This window comes from Pseudomonas sp. MF6747, assembly GCF_963890955.1.
GTDB lineage: Bacteria > Pseudomonadota > Gammaproteobacteria > Pseudomonadales > Pseudomonadaceae > Aquipseudomonas.
Window position 1 is genome coordinate 156,648 of the sequence record NZ_CAWPSZ010000002.1, and the last position, 21,125, is coordinate 177,772.

Consider the following 21,125-nt stretch of genomic DNA (forward strand, 5'->3'; position numbering starts at 1 on the left):
CGGAAAACAAGGCGTTGCAAGGCTGGTTGAGCGGCCCGACTGGCGCCGCTACCTGGGTCAAAAGGCAGCCTGTTGACCCTCGAAATCGGAAAATTGCTGCCCATCGCGGTAAAAAATAGCGAGGCAGCAAGCAGTAAAGTCTGACATTGCTCAGCGCAAAGGCGGCGCATTATAACCAGCGTTCTGCAGCTGGGGGGGATTGCGCCGAAGGTTGCAGGGGGCGGGTTCGCTGGCGGTAGAGGAAAAATCTGCTAACAATGCACACGGTGCGTATAACGGCAGCTACGCCATAATGCGCGCCGAGATAAGAGGAGCATCTAATGAGCAGCACTGCACAAACTGCTGAAGGCGAAAAAATTCTCATCGTTGATGACGACCCGGGGCTGAGCAGCCTGCTGGAGCGTTTTTTCAACTCCAAGGGCTACCGTGCCCGCGCGGTGCCAAACACCGAGCAGATGGACCGCCTGTTGGGGCGCGAAGTGTTCAATCTGGTCGTACTCGACCTGATGCTGCCCGGCGAAGACGGCCTCACCGCCTGCAAACGCCTGCGCGGTGCGAACAACCAGATCCCCATCATCATGCTTACCGCCAAGGGTGATGAGTTGAGCCGCATCAAGGGCCTTGAGCTGGGCGCTGATGATTACCTGGCCAAGCCGTTCAACCCGGACGAGCTGATGGCCCGGGTCAAAGCCGTGTTGCGCCGTCAGGCAGCCCCGGTACCCGGCGCGCCAGGCAGCGAAGACGAAAGCGTCACCTTTGGCGACTATGAACTGTCGCTGGCCACCCGTGAGCTCAAGCGTGGCGAAGAAGTGCACATGCTGACCACCGGTGAGTTCGCCGTGCTCAAGGCGCTGGTGATGAACGCTCGCCAGCCGCTGACGCGCGACAAACTGATGAACCTGGCCCGTGGCCGGGAGTGGGATGCATTGGAGCGCTCCATCGACGTGCAGATTTCCCGTCTGCGCCGCATGATCGAGCCGGACCCGTCCAAGCCGCGCTATATCCAGACGGTGTGGGGTGTGGGTTATGTGTTCGTGCCGGATGGCACCGCAACCAAGTGACCGATGATTTGCAGGCGCGGGCATCCGGCGTTTGACTCCATGAGAGTCAACGGGATGCCCGGCGTCTGCAATTCTGCGAGCGCCGCTCGTTTCTGCAAGGTGTCCAGCCGTTTCCTATGAAAACCCCGTTGTGGTTCCCGCAAAGTTTCTTTTCACGCACCCTTTGGCTGGTGCTGATCGTCGTTCTGTTTTCCAAGGCACTGACGCTGGTTTATCTGTTGATGAACGAAGACGTGCTGGTGGATCGGCAGTACAGCCACGGCGTCGCCCTGACGCTTCGTGCCTATTGGGCCGTCGACCCCGAAAACCGTGAAAAGGTCGCCAAGGCATCGACGCTGATTCGAGTCGACGGCGCCGGTGTACCTGAAGGCGAGCAGCATTGGCCTTACAGCGAGATTTATCAGCGCCAGATGCAGGCTGAGCTGGGGGACGACACCGAGGTGCGATTGCGCATGCATGTTTCGCCTGCGCTGTGGGTGAGGGCGCCGAGCCTGGGCGACGCGTGGATCAAAGTGCCGCTGTACCCGCACCCGTTGCGGGGACAGAAGATCTGGAACGTGCTGGGATGGTTCCTGGCGATTGGCCTGCTTTCAACGGCGTCCGCCTGGATTTTCGTGCGCCAGCTCAACCAGCCACTCAAACGCCTGGTCTTTGCCGCGCGCCAACTGGGGCAGGGGCGCAGTGTGCGCCTGCCGGTCAGCGATACGCCCAGCGAGATGACCGAAGTGTACGGCGCCTTCAACCAGATGGCGGAAGACGTTGAACAGGCCGGCCGCGAACGCGAGCTGATGCTGGCGGGCGTGTCCCACGACCTGCGCACACCGTTGACACGGTTGCGGTTGTCCCTGGAGTTGATGGGCAACCACAACGACCTCACGGATGACATGGTGCGTGACATCGAGGACATGGACGCGATTCTCGACCAGTTCCTGGCGTTTATCCGCGATGGCCGCGACGAGGTGGTCGAGGAAGTCGACCTGACGGACCTGGTGCGTGAGGTGGTGGCGCCCTACAACCAGAACGGCGAACAGGTACGCATGCGCCTGGAGCCTATTCAGCCGTTTGCGTTGCGTCGGGTATCGATGAAACGCCTGCTCAACAACCTCATTGGCAACGCCTTGCACCATGCCGGTTCCGATGTGGAAGTGGCGGCTTATGTGTCCGGCGACAGCACTGCGCCTTATGTGGTGTTGAGTGTGATGGACCGCGGCACGGGGATCGACCCGGCAGAGCTGGAAGGCATCTTCAACCCGTTCACCCGTGGTGACCGTGCCCGGGGCGGCAAGGGCACAGGCTTGGGGTTGGCGATTGTGCGGCGGATTGCCTCGATGCATGGCGGCAATGTCGAGCTGCGTAACCGGGAGGAGGGTGGTCTGGAAGCGCGAGTGCGGTTGCCGCTTGGCCTGATGTTGCCTAGAGACGCGGTCTGAGACACAACAGAAATCAAATGTGGGAGCGGGCTTGCTCGCGAAGGCAGTGTGTCAGTCGACAGATGTATTGACTGATCCGACGCCTTCGCGAGCAAGCCCGCTCCCACAGCGTTTTGTGGTGTTTGAAACTGAGCGTGTTCAGCCCTTACCCTTGGTCCGCGTCATATTCGGCCCACCATTCTTTTCCAAATGCTGAATGATGATCCCCGCTACATCCTTCCCGGTAGTGGTCTCAATCCCTTCCAGACCCGGCGATGAGTTCACTTCCATCACCAACGGCCCATGGTTTGACCGCAGGATATCCACACCCGCTACCGCCAGCCCCATCACTTTGGCTGCCCGCAGCGCGGTCATGCGTTCTTCCGGGGTGATCTTGATCAGGCTGGCACTGCCGCCACGGTGCAGGTTGGAGCGGAATTCTCCCGGCTTGGCCTGGCGTTTCATTGCCGCAATCACCTTGTCACCCACCACGAAGCAGCGGATGTCCGCACCGCCAGCTTCCTTGATGTATTCCTGCACCATGATGTTCTGCTTGAGGCCCATGAATGCCTCGATCACCGATTCAGCAGCGGTCGCGGTTTCGCACAGCACCACGCCGATGCCTTGGGTGCCTTCCAGCACTTTGATCACCAGCGGTGCGCCGTTGACCATGTCGATCAGGTCGGGAATGTCATCGGGGGAGTGGGCAAAGCCGGTCACCGGCAGGCCGATACCGCGCCGCGAGAGCAATTGCAATGAGCGCAGTTTGTCGCGTGAGCGGGCAATGGCTACCGATTCGTTGAGGGGGAATACGCCCATCATTTCAAACTGGCGCAACACCGCGCAGCCATAAAACGTCACCGAGGCACCGATACGCGGGATCACTGCATCAAAGCCTTCCAGCGGTTTGCCCCGGTAATGGATCTGCGGCTTGTGGCTGGCAATGTTCATATAGGCACGCAACGTGTCGATCACCACCATTTCGTGGCCACGTTCGGTGCCGGCCTCGACCAGGCGGCGGGTGGAATACAGACGCGGGTTTCGCGACAGCACAGCAATCTTCATGCAGCACCTGGGGCAGAAATAGTAGAGACCGGGAACACCGGCTTGTCTTGAACGTACTTGACGCCTGGACTGACCACCAAGTGGCCGTCAATCAGCGCCTTGGAGCCCAGCAACAGGCGGTAACGCATGGCCTTGCGACAGGCGAGAGTGAATTCCACTCGCCACACCCGATCACCCAGCGCGAGGGTGGTGCTGATCACATAGCGCACCTGCGCATGGCCGTTGGAGCTCTTGATGGTTTTCATCGTCACCACCGGCGCCTCGCAGCGGCGGTGACGCAGTTGCACCACGCTGCCCAGGTGCGCGGTAAAGCGCACCCACTTCTCACCGTCGCGCTCAAATGGCTCGATATCGGTGGCGTGCAGGCTCGAGGTACTGGCACCGGTGTCGATCTTTGCGCGCAGGCCAGCCACTCCCAAGTCGGGAAGTGCCACCCACTCACGCAGACCCACAACGGTCAAATGGTCAAATGTCTTCAATATGGGTAACCGATCAGTTCGCCCAGGCCTGTGGTGAAACCTCGGCCAGGGCTTTGAATGCAGGCCTGGCGAACCAGTAACCCTGCATCAGAAATATTCCGCAGTCGGACAGGAAGTCGCGCTCGCCGGCACTTTCGATGCCTTCGGCAATGACAGTAACGCCCAACTGCTCACAGATTGTGACAATCCCCTGGACGATTACCTGACGGACACGATCCTGGTCGACATCGCGAATCAGCGCCATGTCGAGTTTGATCAGGTCAGGTTGGAAATCGGCCAGCAGGTTCAGCCCCGAATAGCCCGCACCGAAATCGTCGATGGCGGTCTTGAAGCCGAATTCGCGGTATTCACGCAGAATATTGGTCAAATGGCGATAGTTATCTACGTGCTCGCTTTCCAGCGTTTCAAAAATCAGCTGGTTCAGCGGAAAGTTGTGCGCGCGGGCCGCCTCCAGCGTGCTGCGAATACACAGCTCGGGCCGGTAAACCGCATTGGGCATGAAATTGATCGAAAGATGAGTTTGCATACCCAAGGCAGTGGCCCCGGCAATCGCTTGGGTACGACACCGCTGGTCAAAGCGGTAACGGTTGCTTGAGTTGACCTGGCCCAGCACCGACAGCGCACCTTCGCCTTGCGGGCCTCGCACCAACGCCTCGTGGGCGAAGATCGAATGGTCCCGAAGATCTACGATAGGCTGATAGGCGAATGCGAAATCGAAACCCAGGGGTTCGCTTTGCTGGCAACCCACGCAACGCTGGTTTGGCGAGGTGAGTGAAATGGGGAAGTCGGTCACAGCGTATCCTCGCGAAAACAGGGTGGTGCCTGGCGTATCTTAGGTGAGCGTTGGGGTTTATGCGTCGAAGGGCTTCAACGGTAAAGTTGCGACATTTTTCAGAGCGAGGAATTCAAGTGGCTCAAAAGCAGGAAGAGGAAGAAAAAGTCCGTTTGGACAAGTGGCTGTGGGCAGCGCGCTTCTTTAAAACCCGCGCCCTGGCGAAGGCCGCTATCGAAAGCGGCAAAGTGCACCATCGCGGCGAACGCTGCAAGCCGGGCAAGGAGCCGCGCGTCGGTGATGAGCTGCAGATTCGGGCAGGGTTTGATGAAAAGACTGTCGTGGTGCAAGCCTTATCCGTTGTGCGCCGCGGCGCGCCCGAAGCGCAGGCGTTGTACACCGAAACCGAGGCCAGTATCGCCAAACGCGAAAATGCGGCCGCCATGCGCAAGGCCGGGGCTACCGGTATGACTACCGATGGCAAGCCGAGCAAGAAGCAGCGTCGCGATTTGTTCAAGTTTCGCGGCAGTGGTAATGACGAGTGATGGCGCAAATCTCCAGCAATACGCAGACCCAAATGTGGGAGCGGGCTTGCTCGCGAAGGCGGTGGGTCAGTGAAAAATGCTTAACCTGACACTGCGCTTTCGCGAGCAAGCCCGCTCTCACAATAAGCCTGTGGCGTTACGCCGCGGTGCGTATGACGCTCAACCGCCCGATCACCGGCAGCTTACCGAGCAAACCGAAGATCGGCGCCGTCAGTCGCAGCAACCCATTCGACACCTTCGCCGCAAACGGCGTGTAATACCCCCAGCCCAGCGCCAACAGCGCCAGCAATACCCCGCCGATATAATCGTCTTGCCCCCAGTGGGCGCCTGCCACCAGCCGCGGCATCATGAACAACAGCGCCAAGCCCCAAATCACCAGCACTTGGCCGATGCGCTTGGCAAACACCGTCATGAACATGCCCCAGATCAGCAATACCGATGCATGATCGCCGGGGAAGCTCTGGCTCGAACGGTCCTTCAGCTCCCAGGTTTTTTCCAGCCCAGGGAAGTAGTCACTCATATGAATCGCCCCGCTGATCACCATCGACGGGCTGCTGTGCTGCCAGCCCATCTGCGCTGCGAGTTTGGAAAACAGCATGCGGATGAACAGCAACAGCAGCAGAATCCCGAAAAAACCGAAGAATGCCTGGCGCACTTCAATCGCCTTGAACACCCAATCTCCGCGAATCAACAGCGACAGCAAGATCACGCCGACCACCGCGTCAAATGGCCGCAAACTGGCCACGGCCCACACATGCAGCCATGTCGAATGGCTCGCCAGCGGGTCATTGAGCAGGTGAAACAGCCATTCGTCGAAAATCACACACAGCATCTGGCCTGTGGGCCACAGCCAAAAACACAGCAGTCCGATAGCGAGTAGATTGCACAGAGCCCATCGCCGGAGGTTCCACTTGGCTTGGAACAAACCCGGATTGTTCATAAACTGTTCCTCTTCGCTCTATTTAGCCCTCCGTTTCCAGGAGAAAGCCGCACCAATATGGTGCTAAAGCGTTTAATTTTATAAACCTTGTAATCATTTTGTCATCAATTCAGATACCCAGACCTATGACTGATCTACCGGATACCGACTTCACCCAACGCTTCATCTTCGACGAGAACGATGCCCGCGGCGAACTGGTCTCGCTGGAGCGCAGCTATGCCGAAGTCCTCGCCAAGCATCCCTATCCGGAGCCGGTTGCGCAGTTGCTCGGTGAACTGATGGCGGCGGCATCGCTGCTGGTGGGCACCATGAAGTTCGACGGTCTGCTGATTTTGCAGGCGCGTTCCGAAGGCCCGGTGCCGATGCTGATGATCGAGTGCTCCAGCGAGCGCGAAATTCGTGGCCTGGCCCGTTACGACGCCGACCTGATCGCGCCGGACGCCACGCTGTCCGACTTGATGGCCAACGGCGTATTGGCGATCACCGTCGACCCGACGGAAGGCCAGCGCTACCAGGGCATCGTCGATCTCGACGGCGAAACCTTGTCGGACTGCTTCACCAACTATTTCGTGATGTCTCAGCAGGTCGGCACCAAGTTTTGGCTGAATGCCGACGGCAAGCGCGCCCGTGGCCTGCTGCTGCAACAACTGCCGGCCGACCGCATCAAGGACGACGACGAGCGCACTGACAGCTGGCGCAAGCTGACCGCCCTGGCGGGCACCCTGACCGCTGAAGAGCTGCTGGGCCTGGATAACGAAACCATTTTGCATCGCCTGTACCACGAAGAGGCCGTGCGCCTGTTCGACGAACAGGGCCTGCGCTTCCGTTGCAGCTGCTCGCGTGAACGCTCGGCGAATGCCTTGGTCAGCCTGGGCCTGGAAGATGCGCAGAATCTGGTGGTGGAACACGGTGGCAATATCGAGATCGACTGCCAGTTCTGCAACCAGCGTTACCTGTTCGACGCGGCCGATGTAGCCCAATTGTTCGCCGGCGCAGGCATCGACACCCCTTCCGACACCCGCCACTAAAACGTTTAAGCACAGGTAAATCACCTGACGAACGCCGGATTAGCGCAGTTCTGACGGGAGGGCCCTACTCTTTTTGGGCTTTTCTGGCATAATCCGGCCCACTTTTTTCGCGGTAGTAGTGCGCAACTTTCTACTACAAAACGTTTGGAGCACTCGGCCATAGGCCGACGGGGAACCTCATGACGCAAGCCAATAACGCCGTATACACCGATCTGAGTGTTGACGATCTGGTCAAAGAAGCCCTGCAGCGCGGTGAAGGCGTGCTTGCCGATACTGGCGCGCTGGTCGTAGAAACCGGTCACCGCACCGGTCGTTCTCCGGTCGACCGCTTCATCGTTGAAGAGCCTTCCACCCAGGACGCCATCGCCTGGGGCCCGATCAACCGCAAGTTCCCAGCCGACAAGTTCGATGCGCTGTGGAGCCGCGTAGAAGCATTCAACAACGCGCAAGAGCATTTCGTTTCCCACGTTCACGTAGGGGCTGCAGAAGACCACTACCTGGCCGTGAAAATGACCACCCAGACTGCCTGGCAGAACCTGTTCGGTCGTTGCCTGTTCATCAACCCGGCTCAGTACAACCCGGCCGGCCGTGATGAGTGGCAAGTGCTTAACGTGGCCAATTTCGAATGTGTGCCAGAGCGTGACGGCACTAACTCCGACGGTTGCGTGATCCTCAACTTCGCACAGAAAAAAGTCCTGATCGCCGGCATGCGTTACGCCGGTGAAATGAAAAAAGCCATGTTCTCGGTGCAGAACTTCCTGCTGCCGGCTGCTGATGTGTTGCCAATGCACTGCGCCGCCAACATCGGCGAAGAAGGCGACGTGACCCTGTTCTTCGGTCTGTCGGGCACTGGTAAAACCACCCTGTCCGCCGACGAAAGCCGTTACCTGATCGGTGACGACGAACACGGCTGGGGCGAAGGCGTGGTGTTCAACATCGAAGGCGGTTGCTATGCCAAGTGCATCGACCTGTCCGAGAAGAACGAGCCGGTTATCTGGAAAGCCATCAAGCACGGCACCGTGCTCGAAAACGTGGTGATCGACGATGCCAAGCACGCCGACTACACCAACGTCAGCCTGACCCAGAACAGCCGCGCCGCGTACCCGCTGGAGCACGTTGCCAAGCGTTCCGAGAAGAACCTGGGCGGTGAGCCAAACGCGGTAATCTTCCTGACCTGCGACCTGACCGGCGTGCTGCCGCCTGTGTCGATCCTCAGCGAAGAACAAGCGGCCTACCACTTCCTGTCCGGCTACACCGCGCTGGTGGGCTCGACCGAAATGGGTTCGGGCAGCGGCATCAAGTCGACCTTCTCCACCTGCTTCGGCGCGCCGTTCTTCCCACGCCCGGCCGGCGAATACGCTGAGCTTTTGATCAAGCGCGTGCGCGGCTTCGGCTCCAAGGTCTACCTGGTCAACACCGGCTGGACCGGCGGCGGCTACGGCGTCGGCAAACGCTTCAACATCCCGACCACTCGCGGCGTGATCGCAGCGATCCAGAGCGGCGCGTTGATCGGTGCTGAGACCGAACACCTGGACACCATCAACCTCGACGTGCCATTGGCCGTACCGGGCGTTGAGACTGGCCTGTTGAACCCACGTAACACCTGGGCTGATAAAGCTGCCTACGACGAAGCGGCGAAAGCGCTGGCGGGTCTGTTCATCGAGAACTTCAAGAAGTTTGAAGTGAGCGACGCGATCAAGGCGGCCGGGCCGAAGTTGTAAGGTTCAAAAGCTGTTAAAAACCGCCCCCAGTGGGCGGTTTTTTTATGCGCGAAAGGTTAGTCGGCGATGTGCAAAACCACTGCGCCGGCCAGCACTAATGCAACGCCCAACACTTGCATTGCCGACAACCGTTCCTTGAAAAACACAAATCCCAGCACCGCCGCAATCCCACCCGACAATGTACTGATCACCGTCACCACTGAAACCGACCCCGCCATCGCCCCCCACGAAAACGCCGAGAAACCCCCAAGGTTCATCAAGCTCGCACCGGTCAATGTCGCGCAGTTTTTCAGCGGTGGGATTTTCAGCCCGTCCTTGATCTTCAATACCATCACCACCAGCACGCACAGGCCTACCAGGTAACCCAGCCACAACATGGTGATCGGTCCCAGTGCCGGCAGCGTGTAGCGACCTTGCAGCCAGAAGCTGGTGCCATACAGCAAGGCGGCGAGCATGGCGTAGGCAATGGACAGGCGTGGGTGGTTGTGCGGGACGCCGTTGTCCTTGTGGATGCTGGAGAGGATCACGCCGACGACGCACACGCCGATGCAGCCAAGTTGGATCAGGCTGATGTGCTCACCACTGGCCCAGGACAGCAGCGTAGTGACCACGCCGTACGACGTCACCAGCGGCGCGACGATGGCCGCTTTGCCCAGGGCGAAAGCCTTGGACAGCGCGAGGGCACCGGAGACGGTGAGCAGCGCGGCCGCGATGCCCAGGAGCCAGACGCTCAACGGGCTATTCAGGGATTTGAACAGGTACGCCGGGAAGATGACCAGCAGCAGAGTCATGATCAGGAAACCGAGGGCCTGGCCGAAGTACACCGCGCGTTTAACGCCGACGGCCCGGGCATTGAGACCCACAAGAAAGTCCGTGCCACCCCAGAGCAGGGCGGCCAGCAGGCCCATTAATACGTCCATGTACGGTCCTTGGTAGGTAGGCAATTCGCCAGGTTAGCGCATCGCCAATGTGGGAGCGGGCTTGCCCGCGCATGCGGTGGGTCAGTGAGCGATACTCTACCTGACACACCGCATTCGCGAGCAAGCCCGCTCCCACATTTGATCCTCAGGGTCGTTCAGATCAACTGAGGTTTTCCAGGGTCTGGGTATCCCAGCTATGCGTTTTGATAGCCAGGTAGAGCATGCCGATGGTCAGCGGCACTTTGTCGCCTCGGCCTTTGGCGCGGCGTTTGAGGAACACATCGAACACCGGCGGTTGGAAGTAACGGTAGGCATCGTAGTCGCCCAGATCGACTGCAAAATCCTGCTCCAGCGCTTCCATAAATTGCTTGGCCTCGGCGCGGTCGCAGCCAAGGTCGAAGTTGAGCGAGGTTTCAAGGCGAAGGGTCTTGTGCTTCGGCAGACCGATTTCTTCGTGCAGCAATTGCAGGAGCTGCCGCATGACGGGGTCTTCGGGGAAGTTGGGGGCCAGGTTCATGGTGGGAGCACGCAGAAGTGGGTGAGGGGGATGGTTGCATTGTCGGCGGAATGTGTTTCGGGTGATGAAGAGTAGCAACCCTAACAAGAATATGAAGACCGGTAGGAATGGCATTCTGAGGATCACCGCTACGTAGGGTAGCAGGAACGTCAAAATGAGACCTGTGGCGAGACAGGTGATGGCGAAGCGCTTTCTAAGCGTGGGGTCGGTGATCTGGTAATGCACCACCATATAGATAAGGAGAAAAATCGCGGATTGAAGGTAAAGGTCCATGTGATCAAGACTCGTCTGAGTAGACATGCATTGAGAGTGTTGACCGCTGACGTCCGATTCCTCCTCTCACATTTGCGTCCAATCCGATGATGATGTCACCTGCGTGATACCTGCGAAGCTTGCCGGAAATCGTATCGCCAACTAAGCCAGCCGTTACCGTAGATATAGCTATCCCCGGGGCCTTAATCGCACCGGAAATTATTTGTTTGATGAACACATTTTGATCGTTTAACCGGTCGGCCTGGCTCCGTCTCAGCGGTTGGGAAATCGCGACTGCTCTCTCGCAGCGTAAATCTCGGTCCAACATGTTCTCGTACAAGCTGCGTATCTGATCACGCACTTTCCGCGCAGCTGTTTTCGCTTCAAGCAGGCACAGGTTAGCCAAGGCATGCCGACTGTCAGGCACAACAGTGAAGCGAATCATTGTGAAGGTGACGCCATAGTGGCCGATGTATTGAGTCCTTTCGATATTCACGGGTTTTTGCCGGGACAGTGGAGAGGTCACTAGTTTCGGTCATGTGAAGGGAGGTTATGTAGAGGGTGAGATAGCTGTTTTAAGCAGTTTGGGAAGAGGGCTACATCGTCTTTGTCTGCTTCCCACAGAGCTTTCCGGCATTTGCGGTTTGACAGTGATTTTTTGGTAACACCCACCCAATGTGGGACCCGGGCTTGTCCGCGATGGTGGTGTGTCAGGTATGGAAATATTGCCTGACATGCCGCCATCGCGGGCAAGCCCGCTCCCACAGGTTTAGCTCAGTGGTTGGATTGGTTATGGCTGTATTTCGACTGCCGGTTGCAGTTTGGAGCGGGCCTTAGAAGTCAGCGTTATTTCGAGCAACAAACATATGGTTCAATCATTTGGATCGTTCCCACGCAGAGCGTGAGGAACGATCAGTGAGTCTCAGTGGGATAGGAGGCGACGGCGCGGTACTTGGCAAGCACGGCTTCGCGGGTCGGCAGAGGTTTGTCGAAGTCGGTCGGCTGGGTGTCGAATCTTTCCAGGCGCAGACTGGCCAACCAATTGGAGCGACGGATCTTGCGGTAGTGATCCTGTTTTTGCTCAAACGTCGGTTCGCTCATTGCAGCGCACTCTTGGGTCGCAAGGCTTGATCGTAGCGCAATGCTTCGGTTCGCAGGCGGGATAAAATCAAACGCAAAACTGCTAAGTCAGCAGGTAGAGCGGATCTAAAATGCAGCTCCCACATCTGGTTCTTAGTGCTCCGACAAATCCGCGCGAAACATCCCACGTCGGCCCTGGGCCATCCTCTACCCCTGTATCATCCTGTCTCTTTTTTCCTTGTGACCTTTCTCGATTCGCTGAGCGCGCTGGTCTATGTTTTGCGCTCGTTCAGCGGTCAATGGAGTGACAGCTTATGCACAACACCCTCCAACAGGTCTTTGGTTATCCACAGTTTCGTTTGGGCCAGGAAGAGGCGGTCAGCGCCGTACTGGCCGGTCGTTCGGCCGCTGCTATTTTCCCCACCGGCTCGGGCAAGTCGTTGTGTTATCAGCTGTCGGCGGTGCTGCTGCCGCACCTGACGCTGGTGGTATCGCCGTTGTTGGCGTTGATGCAGGACCAGCTGGGTTTCCTGCAGCGCCATGGCATTTGCGCCGGCAGTATTGATTCGGCGCAGAGCCGCGAGGACGCCAATGATGTGATGGCCCGTGCGCGTTCGGGCGAGCTGAAAATTCTGATGATTTCCGTGGAGCGCTTGAAGAACGAGCGCTTCCGTAACTTTCTGCAAAGCGTGCAGATCTCGCTGTTGGTGGTGGACGAGGCGCACTGTATTTCCGAGTGGGGCCACAACTTCCGTCCGGACTATTTGAAGCTGCCGGACTACCAGCGTCAGTTCAATATCCCACAAGCGCTGCTGCTGACGGCTACGGCGACGCCCAAGGTGATTGCCGACATGCAGGCGAAGTTCGCCATTGCGCCGGACGATGTCATCACCACAGGCTTTTACCGGCCCAATCTCAACTTGCTGGTGGAGCCGGTGAGCGGGCATGACAAACGTCGGCGCCTGGTCGAATGGATGAGCGAGCGAGCCAATCAGCCGAGTATCGTCTACGTCACCTTGCAGAAAACCGCTGAGCAGATCGCCGAACATCTGAACCGCAACGGCATTCAGGCCGAGGCTTATCACGCCGGTTTGCCCCACGGCAAACGCGAGGGTATCCAGCAGCGTTTTATGGGTGGGCGCTCCAATTGCATCGTCGCCACCATCGCATTCGGCATGGGCATCGATAAAAGTGACATCCGCAACGTGGTGCACTTCGACCTGCCTAAATCCATTGAGAACTACAGCCAGGAAATCGGCCGTGCAGGGCGGGACGGGCAGCCATCCGATTGCCTGGTGCTGGCCAACCGCGACAGCCTCAATGTGCTGGAAAACTTCGTGTACGGCGACACGCCGGAGCAGGCGGGCATTCTCCGTGTGCTGGAGGAGTTGCAGGCGGCGCGCGGCGAGGGGCAGTGGGAGTTCTTGTTGAGGTCGCTGTCGGACCACAGCAACATCCGCGAGCTGCCATTGAAAACGCTGCTGGTGCAATTGGAGCTCAAGGGCGTAATTGCGCCGCGTTATGCTTTTTACGCCGAGTACCGCTTCAAATACCTGATCGAACCCGAAGCGTTGCTGGCGCGTTTTTCCGGCGAGCGACAGCAGTTTGTCGCGTCGATCATTCAGGTATGCAGTCGCGCCAGAACCTGGGCGACCGTGGATTTCGACGCGCTGTACCAACAGCACAATGCCGAGCGTAGCCGGGTGGTAAAAGCGCTCGATTACTTCCAGGAGCAGGGCCTGATCGAGCTGGAAAGTAAGCAGATGACGGAGGTTTACAGCTTGCTGCACACCGAGTTCGATCCACGGGTGTTGAGTGAGGAGTTATACACAGGCTTCAAGCAGCACGAGGTGACGGAGGTGGCGCGGATCCATGCCATGCTCGATCTGTTTGCCACCGAGGATTGCCTGGGCCAGCGTTTGGCCCACTACTTTGGCGATGAAAACGCGCCGCTGCGCTGCGGGCATTGCTCGGTATGTCATGGCCATGTGGCGCATTTACCGCCACCCCCGAGTTTGCCAGCGCTTGTGGATAAAAACTTCATGGCACTGTGCGGTGATTTTATCCACAGGCACCATGAGCACACCGGGCAATTGCCGGGCGCGGAGCGGTTGACACGATTCCTGGGGGGTATCAGCGTGCCGCTGTTTACCAAGTTGAAGGCGCGCGGTATTCCGGGCTTCGCTGCGCTGGAGGCGTATCCCTACGCCGAGGTGCGTGAATGGGCCCAGGCCCATCTGAACGACCTGTAAATCCACTTATGAGAGCTGCACATGTCTGATTCTATGCCGCAACGCGCTGACTACCGTCACTTCCAACCGATCATCACGCGTTGGCACGATAACGATGTGTATGGTCACGTGAACAATGTCACCTACTACAGCTACTTCGACACGGCGGTGAATACTTACCTGATTGAAGAGGGTGGGCTGGATATTCACGACGGTGAAGTGGTGGGGTTTGTGGTGAGTTCGGCGTGCGATTACTTTGCGTCGATCGCGTTTCCCGATCGCATAGAGATTGGCCTGCGCGTGGGCAAGTTGGGTAACAGCTCGGTGCAGTATGAATTGGCGGTGTTCAAGTCAGGCGAAGAGGATGCCTGTGCGGCGGGGCGCTTTGTGCATGTCTTTGTGGACCGGGCGTCGAACCAGCCGGTGACGATTCCGGGGCGATTGCGCGAGGCGTTGCAGCGGTTGGTGGTGTAACACAACCTGTGTCATCAGCGAAAATCAATGTGGGAGCTGGCTTGCCTGCGATAACGGTGCGTCAGGGTTGGATGCGCTTCCGACACTACGCTATCGCGGGCAAGCCCGGCTCCCACAGGGCGTTTCCGTGTGCCTGGGACCGTTGGCTTAACGGTGACGATAGTGATGCTTGTTCTTGCGATGCCCATACGCATGGCCACGGCCACGATGGTCATCACGGTCATAACGACGGTTATCCCGACCGCGATAGCGACGGTCGTCGTCATCGCTCTTGTTGCCCATGTAGTTGCCCAGCGCGCCACCTGCACCGCCGCCTGCGGCTGCGCCGATCAGGCTGCCGGTGTTGCCACCCATGCTGCGGCCTACCACGTTGCCGCCTGCCGCGCCGAGTGCGCCGCCAATGGCTGCTTCACCACGGCTGCGCTTGTCAGCGCCGACTGCACTGCCGCCCGCGCCGCCCAGCGCTGCGCCGATGGCCGAACCGGTGTTACCGCCGACCTGCTGGCCGACAACCGAACCTAGAACCCCGCCCAATGCGCCGCCCACACCGGCTTCGGTGGTGCCACCGGCCATGGCTGCGCCACTGACCAGGCCAAGGGACAACAAGAGAATCGAGGAAAACTTCATAGAGAGACCTCAAGAGGATGACGCCGCGATCCTGAGGTTGTATCGGGATGCTGACAATCGAAAACCGACCAGTGGTACAGGTTGTATACAATTCTCTAAGTTACTGTTTTGTATGGGGAACTTAAGTGGATTTTGCGAGTCTTTAGCTACTTCGGAACGGCCGCTTTTATGCAAAAGCGGCCTTTTTTGTGCCTGGGGTTTTCAGTAGTCGTGGCGAGCGGCTTGTTGTGGTGAGCGGGCTTGCCCCGCGTTGGGCTGCGAAGGGGCCCCAGATAATGTCAGCGCATTTTTTCAGTCAGAACGCAGTGCCTGGACCAGGGGCTGCTACGCAGCCCAACGCGGGGCAAGCCCGCTCGCCACAACGGGCCCGGTGCCGCAACAAGCGCGCTTGCCACAACGGGTCTCGGTCAGGCCGAGCGCGCCATGATCAGGCCGGTCGCACTCGCCGCTTCCAGACGGATCGCCACAAACTTCGACGTCGGCGTATGGCTGCCATCGCCTGTGCTCTCCAGTGGCACCAGCGGGTTCACTTCCGGGTAGTAAGCGGCTGCCTGCCCTGCGGGAATATCAAACGCCAGCAACGTAAAGCCCTTCACTCGACGTTCACGGCCGTCTTCCCACAGCGAAATGATGTCGGCTTTCTGCCCGGGCTTGAAGCCCAGGCGGATGATGTCGGCTTCATTCACGAACAGCACGTCACGCTGACCTTTCACGCCACGGTAGCGGTCGTCCAGGCCGTAAATGGTGGTGTTGTACTGATCGTGAGAGCGCATTGACTGCATGATCAGGTCCGGCACCCGGCCTGTGGCGTGGGTGCGTTCGTGGATCAGGTCTTTGGGCAGCACGTTCGGGCGGAAATTGGCGCGGCCCGAGGGCGTGTTCCAGCGGCGTGCGCCAGCGGAGTTGCCCAGGTAGAAACCGCCCGGGTGTTTGATGCGCTCGTTGAAGTCCTTGAAGCCTGGGATGGTGTCGGCGATGAGGTCGCGGATGCGCCCGTAGTCGGCGACCAGCCAGTTCCAGTCCACGGGTTTGCTGCCCAGGGTTGCGGCAGCAATGCCGGCAAGAATCGCAGGCTCGGATTTCATCAGCTTCGACAGTGGCTGCAGTTGGCCGTTGGAGCCGTGAACCATGCTGAACGAGTCTTCCACCGTCACCGCTTGCGGGCCGTCGGCCTGGATATCGATGTCGGTACGGCCCAGGCACGGCAGGATCAGCGCGTCTTTACCGTGCATCAAATGGCTGCGGTTGAGCTTGGTGCTGATCTGCACGGTCAGGTCGCAGCTGCGCAGTGCTTCAAAGGTGCGCGGGCTGTCGGGCGTGGCTTGGGCGAAGTTGCCGCCCAGGCCGATAAACACTTTGGAGCGGCCTTCGAGCATCGCGTGGATGGCTTCCACGACGTTATGGCCACTGTGGCGCGGCACCTGGAACTGGAAGCGTCGTTCCAGGGAATCGAGGAATGCCACCGGTGGGCGCTCGTTGATGCCCATGGTGCGGTCGCCCTGCACGTTGCTGTGGCCGCGCACCGGGCACAAGCCGGCGCCTGGGCGGCCGATGTTGCCGCGCAGCAGCATCAGGTTGGCGATTTCCTGGATGGTCGGCACCGAGTGGCGGTGCTGGGTGATGCCCATCGCCCAGCACATGATCACGTTCTTGCCTTTGGCGTACATGCGCGCCGCTTGCTCGATCTCCACCAGGGTCAGGCCGGACTGCTCGACGATCTCATCCCACGAGGTGTCGTCGATCTGGCCCAGGTACTCCAGCACGTTGGTGGTGTGTTCGTTGAGGAAGTCGTGATCGAACACGGCTTCTTTGCCTTCGGCCTGGGCCTGGCGTTCCCACAGCAGCAGGAACTTGGCCATGCCGCGCAGGATGGCCATGTCGCCGCCCAGTGCCGGGCGGAAATAGGCGGTGTTGGTCGGCTTGTCGCCGTTGGTGAGCATTTCCAGCGGGTGTTGCGGGTGCTGGAAACGTTCCAGGCCGCGCTCTTTCAGCGGGTTGATGCACACCACTTGGGCGCCGCGTTTGACTGCCTCACGCAGCGGTTCGAGCATACGCGGGTGATTGGTGCCGGGGTTCTGGCCCCACACGAAAATCGCATCGGCGTGTTCGAAATCGTCAAAGGTCACGGTGCCTTTGCCCACCCCCACGCTTTGCGCCAGGGCCACGCCGCTGGCTTCGTGGCACATGTTTGAGCAGTCCGGGAAGTTGTTGGTGCCGTAGGCGCGCACAAACAACTGATACAGGTAAGCCGCCTCGTTGCTGGCGCGGCCCGAGGTGTAGAACTCGGCCATGTCCGGGCTTGGCAGTGCGTTGAGGTGCTTGCCGACCAGGTCGAACGCCGCTTCCCAGCTGATCGGCGTGTAGCGGTCAGTTTCGGCGTCATAGCGCATTGGCTCGGTCAGGCGGCCCTGGTATTCGAGCCAATAGTCGCTTTGCTCCAGCAGTGCGGTGACGCTGTGCTTGGCAAAAAAAGCGGCATCCACGCGGCGTTTGGTGGCTTCCCAGTTGACCGCCTTGGCGCCGTTTTCGCAGAACTTGACCATGCCGCTTTCCGGCGAATCGCCCCAGGCGCAGCCCGGGCAGTCGAAGCCGCCGTTCTGGTTGGTCTTGAGCATCATGCGCAGGTTTTTCAGCGCGTTGTCGCTGGTCAACCAGGCCTGCGCCACGCTGATCAGCGCGCCCCAGCCGCCAGCCGGGCCTTTGTAGGGCTTGTAGCGCGGAGTCGGGGTTTGGTCGGCTTGGTGGTGCTGGCTCATGACTGGTTCTCCATCGCAGGGCTGTAGACCCGCGGCGCACTTTTCTGCGGCAGGTGGATGAGATTGAGGTTGTGTCGGCGGGCCCATTGCAAGGCCAGGCCGGTAGGCGACGACAGGCTGACCAGGGTCTGGATGCCCGCGCGCAGAACTTTCTGGATTAATTCGAGGCTGCAGCGACTGGTGACAATCGCCAGGCCGCCGTCGGTCGGAATCTTTTGGCGGATCAAGGCGCCGATCAACTTATCCAGGGCGTTATGCCGGCCGATGTCTTCGCGGCCCATCAGCAATTCGCCCTGATTATTCATAAACACCGCCGCATGCACTGCGCCGCTGTACTGGCCCAACGGCTGGAACGCGCTGATGCGCTGGCGCAGGCCGTCGAGCCATTCGGCAGGTGGCAAAGGCGCGCCGGTCAGCACTTTAAGGTCTGGCAGGGCTTGCTCCACCGCCTCGACACCGCACAAACCGCAGCCACTGGTGCCCGCCAATTGGCGGCGCTGCTGCTTGAGGTTCCAGAATGCACGGCTGGAAATTTGCACCTGAGCGTATTGGGCGGAGCCCGAACCGCTGAACTTCAAGTCATATATGTCGCTAACGTCGGTGATAATGCCGCTGCCGATGCTGAAGCCGACGATGAAATCTTCCAGGTCCGTTGGCGTCACCAACATGACCGCCTGGCTGATGTCGTTATAGGCAATCGCCAACGCCACTTCTTCCGCCAACGCTGTGCTGGCGAATTCTGTGTGTTCGAGGTTGTAAAACTGGTAGCTCTGGCTGGAGGCGGGCGCGGGTATTTCGAGGGCGGGCGCCGCGCAGACCGGGCGCTTGGCGTTCATGTGGCAGTACCACCGGCGGATTGATCAGTGTTTAGACTAGGCGCGACAAAGGGTCGCGTCTAATCGCCAGTACTGATCTATTGATAGATGGCGTCGATCAAGGCTCTTGTTGCGATTTTTGAAACAGCGTGAAACAGGATTCCGCCAATGCCGAACGCGGTGCGCTGCGACGCATGATCAGCCCAAGGCGAGCCAATGTGTGAGCGTCTTCAATGGGTTGCAGGCGCAGGTGCTCAGTCAGTGCATCCAGGCCGCCGTCCAATGGCATTACCGCGCAGCACAGGCCGCCGTGCACGGCTTGTAACAATTGATGCACCGCATCGGTTTGCAGCAGCGGTTGCGGGTTGAGCCCGCGGCTGTGGAAATTGTGGTCGATGGACTGACGGAAATGCATGCCGCTGGTGAGCATGCCCAGCGGCAGTTCGATCAGCGCTTCCCAGCTCAACGGCTTGTCGCCGAAGCTGAAAAAACGCTGGTCGTAGAGCAGACCCATGCGGGTTTCGCAAGGCCAGCGAGTCGAAGCGCTCGTTATCCAGGCGCTCCAGATAGGACATGCCGAGGTCCAGGCGGTTGCTCGCCAGCTGTTCGAGGACTTGCTCGGAGCTCAATGCCGACAGTTCAAAGCGCAGGCTCGGATGCGCTTTATGCAGTTGCTGCAAGGCCAAGGGATCGAAGCTCGACAACGGCACCACACCCAGGCGCAAGGTCCCGACCAAATTGCCGCGACAGGCCGCTGCTTCGGCCTGCAAGCCGTCATAGGCCGCCAGCACCGTGCGCGCCCACGCCAGCACGCGCTCGCCCGGCGCGGTAAAGCCTTCAAAGCGCTGGCCGCGATTGACCAGCGGCAAGTCCAGCTCTTCTTCCAGGTTACGCAAGCGCATCGACAGGGTCGGCTGGGTGATATGGCAGCGCGCGGCCGCCTGACCGAAGTGGCGCGTCTCGTCGAGGGCGATGAGGAATTTCAGCTGTTTGATGTCCATCTTCGCTCCGGGCTTATTCCAATGGCGGGGGATTCTAGCGCGTTTGGGTCTTTGGTCGGCCTGGAACCCAAGGCAGCAGGACTGGTCTAGTCTTTGGCATCTGGAACTTAAAAACCCAAGGAGAGCGCACCATGAGTATTTTTAGCTTTGTTAAAGAAGCAGGCGAGAAACTTATTGACCTGTTGACGCCGGGTAACGCCAACGCAAGTGATGAGTTGAAAAAGCACATCAGCGATGTCGGGCTCGGAAACCCGAATATCACCGCAACCGTTGATGGCGACAAGGTCACCGTGAAGGGTGAAGTTGCCTCTCAGGAAGAAAAAGAAAAAATCATCCTGGCTGCAGGCAACATCGCAGGTGTTGGCAGTGTAGAAGACCAGATCACCGTGACCGGCCCGGCTGTGACAGCGGCCCGTTTCGTCGTCGTGAAAAAGGGCGACACGCTGAGCGCGATTTCCCTGGCGGTGTACGGCAACGCCAACCAGTACCAAAAGATCTTTGAGGCCAACAAGCCGTTGCTCAAAGATGTGGACAAAATTTACCCAGGGCAGACACTGCGCATTCCTGAGTAATACGCTGGCCCAACGGTGGGAGCCGGCTTGTGTGGGAGCTGGCTTGCCTGCGATAGCATCACCTCGGTGTCATTGATACACCGAGGTGCCTATATCGCGGGCAAGCCCGGCGCTCACACAAGCCCGCTCCCACTTTTGATTAGAGCCCGGCGATCAGATCCCGGTAATCCCCCACCGCCGCAAACTCTGCCGTGTCCTTTGGCCCCTTCTTGCTGTCCGGTTCTTTCACTGCCAGCAGATGCCCCACGCCAAAATCCCGGGCACTGCGCAGGATCGGCAAGGTGTCATCAATAAACAGGCTGCGCGCCGGGTCGAACTGGATGTCCGCTTGCAGGGCATCCCAGAATTGCGGGTTCTCCTTGGCAAAACCATAGTCATGGGAGCTGATCAACCGCTCGAAATACGGCGCCAGTTCAATGCGTTCCAACTTCAAGGACAGCGAGTCACGATGAGCGTTGGTGATCAGAATCACGCGCTTGCCGGCCTGCTTGATCGCCGCCAGAAAGGTATCCGCGTCCGGGCGCAGGGCAATCAGGTGGGCCGTTTCCAGCTTGAGTTCGCGCACCGGAATATTCAGTTCCGTGCTCCAGAAGTCCAGGCAATACCATTGCAACTGTCCCGCGTTACGCTCGAACAGTGGCTGCAGTTCCCTATCGGCCATGGCCCGGCTTACGCCGTGCAGCTCGGCGTAGCGTTGGGGTAGGTGCTCCATCCAGAAATGGTTGTCGAAATGCAGGTCGAGCAAGGTGCCGTCCATGTCCAGCAGGACGGTATCGATGGCGTGCCAGGGCAAAGAGGGCATGGGGCGTTCTCATGTAAGTAAAGATATCCGACACAGACAATCGGAAAAGCCACGGTAT

The 21,125-nt window shown here is 59.2% G+C and carries 19 protein-coding genes and 1 pseudogene; 8 read left to right on the forward strand and 12 right to left on the reverse strand.

Going from position 1 to position 21,125, the window contains the following annotated elements:
- Window positions 1–320: 320 nt before the first annotated feature.
- Together ompR and AACW30_RS03050 are read left to right on the forward strand one after the other, a co-directional pair.
- Complete coding sequence (gene ompR, locus AACW30_RS03045) at window positions 321–1,061, forward strand: osmolarity response regulator transcription factor OmpR (protein WP_053255745.1); 741 nt, start codon at window positions 321–323, stop codon at window positions 1,059–1,061.
- 116 nt (window positions 1,062–1,177) lie between these two features.
- On the forward strand, window positions 1,178–2,491 hold the full coding sequence (locus AACW30_RS03050) for an ATP-binding protein (RefSeq protein ID WP_106577408.1): 1,314 nt from the start codon (window positions 1,178–1,180) through the stop codon (window positions 2,489–2,491).
- Window positions 2,492–2,629: 138 nt separating this feature from the next.
- Here AACW30_RS03050 and rimK read toward each other — a convergent pair whose 3' ends face one another.
- From rimK to rimA, 3 genes are read right to left on the reverse strand one after another with little or no spacing between them, the layout of a single operon-like run.
- A complete protein-coding gene (rimK, locus tag AACW30_RS03055; protein ID WP_025855543.1) occupies window positions 2,630–3,535 on the reverse strand; it encodes a 30S ribosomal protein S6--L-glutamate ligase in 906 nt (301 codons plus the stop codon).
- Window positions 3,532–4,014 (reverse strand): retropepsin-like aspartic endopeptidase RimB, encoded by a 483-nt coding sequence (rimB, locus tag AACW30_RS03060; RefSeq protein ID WP_094950878.1) that lies wholly within the window; start codon window positions 4,012–4,014, stop codon window positions 3,532–3,534. The genes rimK and rimB overlap by 4 nt, the downstream gene beginning before the upstream one ends.
- Window positions 4,015–4,027: 13 nt before the next feature.
- A complete protein-coding gene (gene rimA / locus AACW30_RS03065) occupies window positions 4,028–4,807 on the reverse strand; it encodes a S6 modification regulatory phosphodiesterase RimA (RefSeq protein WP_200624256.1) in 780 nt (259 codons plus the stop codon).
- 116 nt (window positions 4,808–4,923) lie between these two features.
- Between rimA and AACW30_RS03070 the strand changes: the two genes are divergently transcribed.
- The gene (locus AACW30_RS03070; protein ID WP_119738196.1) at window positions 4,924–5,331 is read left to right on the forward strand and encodes an RNA-binding S4 domain-containing protein; all 408 of its coding nucleotides are present in this window, start codon (window positions 4,924–4,926) and stop codon (window positions 5,329–5,331) included.
- Between the two features lie 136 nt (window positions 5,332–5,467).
- On the opposite strand, the gene AACW30_RS03075 is transcribed toward AACW30_RS03070, so the two are convergent.
- On the reverse strand, window positions 5,468–6,271 hold the full coding sequence (locus tag AACW30_RS03075; protein WP_200624257.1) for a phosphatase PAP2 family protein: 804 nt from the start codon (window positions 6,269–6,271) through the stop codon (window positions 5,468–5,470).
- A 125-nt stretch (window positions 6,272–6,396) separates the two neighbouring features.
- Between AACW30_RS03075 and hslO the strand changes: the two genes are divergently transcribed.
- Both hslO and AACW30_RS03085 read left to right on the forward strand, forming a co-directional pair.
- On the forward strand, window positions 6,397–7,299 hold the full coding sequence (hslO, locus tag AACW30_RS03080) for an Hsp33 family molecular chaperone HslO (protein ID WP_106577412.1): 903 nt from the start codon (window positions 6,397–6,399) through the stop codon (window positions 7,297–7,299).
- Between the two features lie 179 nt (window positions 7,300–7,478).
- Window positions 7,479–9,020 (forward strand): phosphoenolpyruvate carboxykinase, encoded by a 1,542-nt coding sequence (locus AACW30_RS03085; RefSeq protein WP_119738189.1) that lies wholly within the window; start codon window positions 7,479–7,481, stop codon window positions 9,018–9,020.
- Between the two features lie 56 nt (window positions 9,021–9,076).
- Here AACW30_RS03085 and AACW30_RS03090 read toward each other — a convergent pair whose 3' ends face one another.
- The 3 genes from AACW30_RS03090 to AACW30_RS03100 form a co-directional block, all read right to left on the reverse strand.
- On the reverse strand, window positions 9,077–9,940 hold the full coding sequence (locus tag AACW30_RS03090) for a DMT family transporter (RefSeq protein ID WP_234452575.1): 864 nt from the start codon (window positions 9,938–9,940) through the stop codon (window positions 9,077–9,079).
- Between the two features lie 160 nt (window positions 9,941–10,100).
- Window positions 10,101–10,457: a DUF1493 family protein gene (locus AACW30_RS03095; RefSeq protein ID WP_119738185.1), complete on the reverse strand. Its 357-nt coding sequence runs from the start codon at window positions 10,455–10,457 to the stop codon at window positions 10,101–10,103.
- 1,164 nt (window positions 10,458–11,621) lie between these two features.
- Window positions 11,622–11,810, reverse strand: coding sequence for a YhfG family protein (locus AACW30_RS03100; protein ID WP_106577418.1), 189 nt, complete (start codon window positions 11,808–11,810; stop codon window positions 11,622–11,624).
- A gap of 293 nt (window positions 11,811–12,103) precedes the next feature.
- Between AACW30_RS03100 and AACW30_RS03105 the strand changes: the two genes are divergently transcribed.
- Together AACW30_RS03105 and AACW30_RS03110 are read left to right on the forward strand one after the other, a co-directional pair.
- Entirely contained in the window at window positions 12,104–14,041 is a 1,938-nt protein-coding gene (locus AACW30_RS03105) for a RecQ family ATP-dependent DNA helicase (protein WP_200624258.1), read from the forward strand.
- Between the two features lie 21 nt (window positions 14,042–14,062).
- Window positions 14,063–14,494, forward strand: coding sequence for an acyl-CoA thioesterase (locus tag AACW30_RS03110; protein WP_106577420.1), 432 nt, complete (start codon window positions 14,063–14,065; stop codon window positions 14,492–14,494).
- A 147-nt stretch (window positions 14,495–14,641) separates the two neighbouring features.
- Here AACW30_RS03110 and AACW30_RS03115 read toward each other — a convergent pair whose 3' ends face one another.
- The 4 genes and pseudogenes from AACW30_RS03115 to AACW30_RS03130 all read right to left on the reverse strand — a co-directional run bounded on the left by AACW30_RS03115 (window position 14,642) and on the right by AACW30_RS03130 (window position 19,693).
- Window positions 14,642–15,121, reverse strand: a complete 480-nt coding sequence (locus AACW30_RS03115) for a glycine zipper domain-containing protein (protein WP_145159820.1) — start codon at window positions 15,119–15,121, stop codon at window positions 14,642–14,644.
- A gap of 407 nt (window positions 15,122–15,528) precedes the next feature.
- A complete protein-coding gene (locus AACW30_RS03120; RefSeq protein ID WP_200624259.1) occupies window positions 15,529–17,877 on the reverse strand; it encodes an FdhF/YdeP family oxidoreductase in 2,349 nt (782 codons plus the stop codon).
- Window positions 17,874–18,713, reverse strand: a complete 840-nt coding sequence (gene fdhD / locus AACW30_RS03125) for a formate dehydrogenase accessory sulfurtransferase FdhD (RefSeq protein WP_200624260.1) — start codon at window positions 18,711–18,713, stop codon at window positions 17,874–17,876. The genes AACW30_RS03120 and fdhD overlap by 4 nt, the downstream gene beginning before the upstream one ends.
- 97 nt (window positions 18,714–18,810) lie before the next feature.
- Window positions 18,811–19,693, reverse strand: a pseudogene (locus tag AACW30_RS03130) (LysR family transcriptional regulator).
- Between the two features lie 131 nt (window positions 19,694–19,824).
- Here AACW30_RS03130 and lysM point away from each other — a divergent pair.
- Window positions 19,825–20,265, forward strand: a complete 441-nt coding sequence (lysM, locus tag AACW30_RS03135; protein WP_200624261.1) for a peptidoglycan-binding protein LysM — start codon at window positions 19,825–19,827, stop codon at window positions 20,263–20,265.
- Between the two features lie 139 nt (window positions 20,266–20,404).
- Here the strand turns inward: lysM and yrfG are convergent, their stop codons facing one another.
- Entirely contained in the window at window positions 20,405–21,067 is a 663-nt protein-coding gene (gene yrfG / locus AACW30_RS03140; protein WP_106577426.1) for a GMP/IMP nucleotidase, read from the reverse strand.
- Window positions 21,068–21,125 lie beyond the last annotated feature (58 nt).

Bases quoted from the DNA above. Each gene is read 5' to 3' on its own strand.
- hslO (WP_106577412.1), top strand. From the start codon at position 6,397: ATGACTGATCTACCGGATACCGACTTCACCCAACGCTTCATCTTCGAC.
- AACW30_RS03100 (WP_106577418.1), bottom strand. From the start codon at position 11,810: ATGAGCGAACCGACGTTTGAGCAAAAACAGGATCACTACCGCAAGATC.
- AACW30_RS03110 (WP_106577420.1), top strand. From the start codon at position 14,063: ATGTCTGATTCTATGCCGCAACGCGCTGACTACCGTCACTTCCAACCG.
- AACW30_RS03095 (WP_119738185.1), bottom strand. From the start codon at position 10,457: ATGAACCTGGCCCCCAACTTCCCCGAAGACCCCGTCATGCGGCAGCTC.
- AACW30_RS03115 (WP_145159820.1), bottom strand. From the start codon at position 15,121: ATGAAGTTTTCCTCGATTCTCTTGTTGTCCCTTGGCCTGGTCAGTGGC.
- AACW30_RS03090 (WP_234452575.1), bottom strand. From the start codon at position 9,940: ATGGACGTATTAATGGGCCTGCTGGCCGCCCTGCTCTGGGGTGGCACG.
- yrfG (WP_106577426.1), bottom strand. From the start codon at position 21,067: ATGCCCTCTTTGCCCTGGCACGCCATCGATACCGTCCTGCTGGACATG.
- AACW30_RS03105 (WP_200624258.1), top strand. From the start codon at position 12,104: ATGCACAACACCCTCCAACAGGTCTTTGGTTATCCACAGTTTCGTTTG.
- AACW30_RS03075 (WP_200624257.1), bottom strand. From the start codon at position 6,271: ATGAACAATCCGGGTTTGTTCCAAGCCAAGTGGAACCTCCGGCGATGG.
- AACW30_RS03120 (WP_200624259.1), bottom strand. From the start codon at position 17,877: ATGAGCCAGCACCACCAAGCCGACCAAACCCCGACTCCGCGCTACAAG.
- lysM (WP_200624261.1), top strand. From the start codon at position 19,825: ATGAGTATTTTTAGCTTTGTTAAAGAAGCAGGCGAGAAACTTATTGAC.
- rimK (WP_025855543.1), bottom strand. From the start codon at position 3,535: ATGAAGATTGCTGTGCTGTCGCGAAACCCGCGTCTGTATTCCACCCGC.
- AACW30_RS03085 (WP_119738189.1), top strand. From the start codon at position 7,479: ATGACGCAAGCCAATAACGCCGTATACACCGATCTGAGTGTTGACGAT.
- fdhD (WP_200624260.1), bottom strand. From the start codon at position 18,713: ATGAACGCCAAGCGCCCGGTCTGCGCGGCGCCCGCCCTCGAAATACCC.
- ompR (WP_053255745.1), top strand. From the start codon at position 321: ATGAGCAGCACTGCACAAACTGCTGAAGGCGAAAAAATTCTCATCGTT.
- AACW30_RS03050 (WP_106577408.1), top strand. From the start codon at position 1,178: ATGAAAACCCCGTTGTGGTTCCCGCAAAGTTTCTTTTCACGCACCCTT.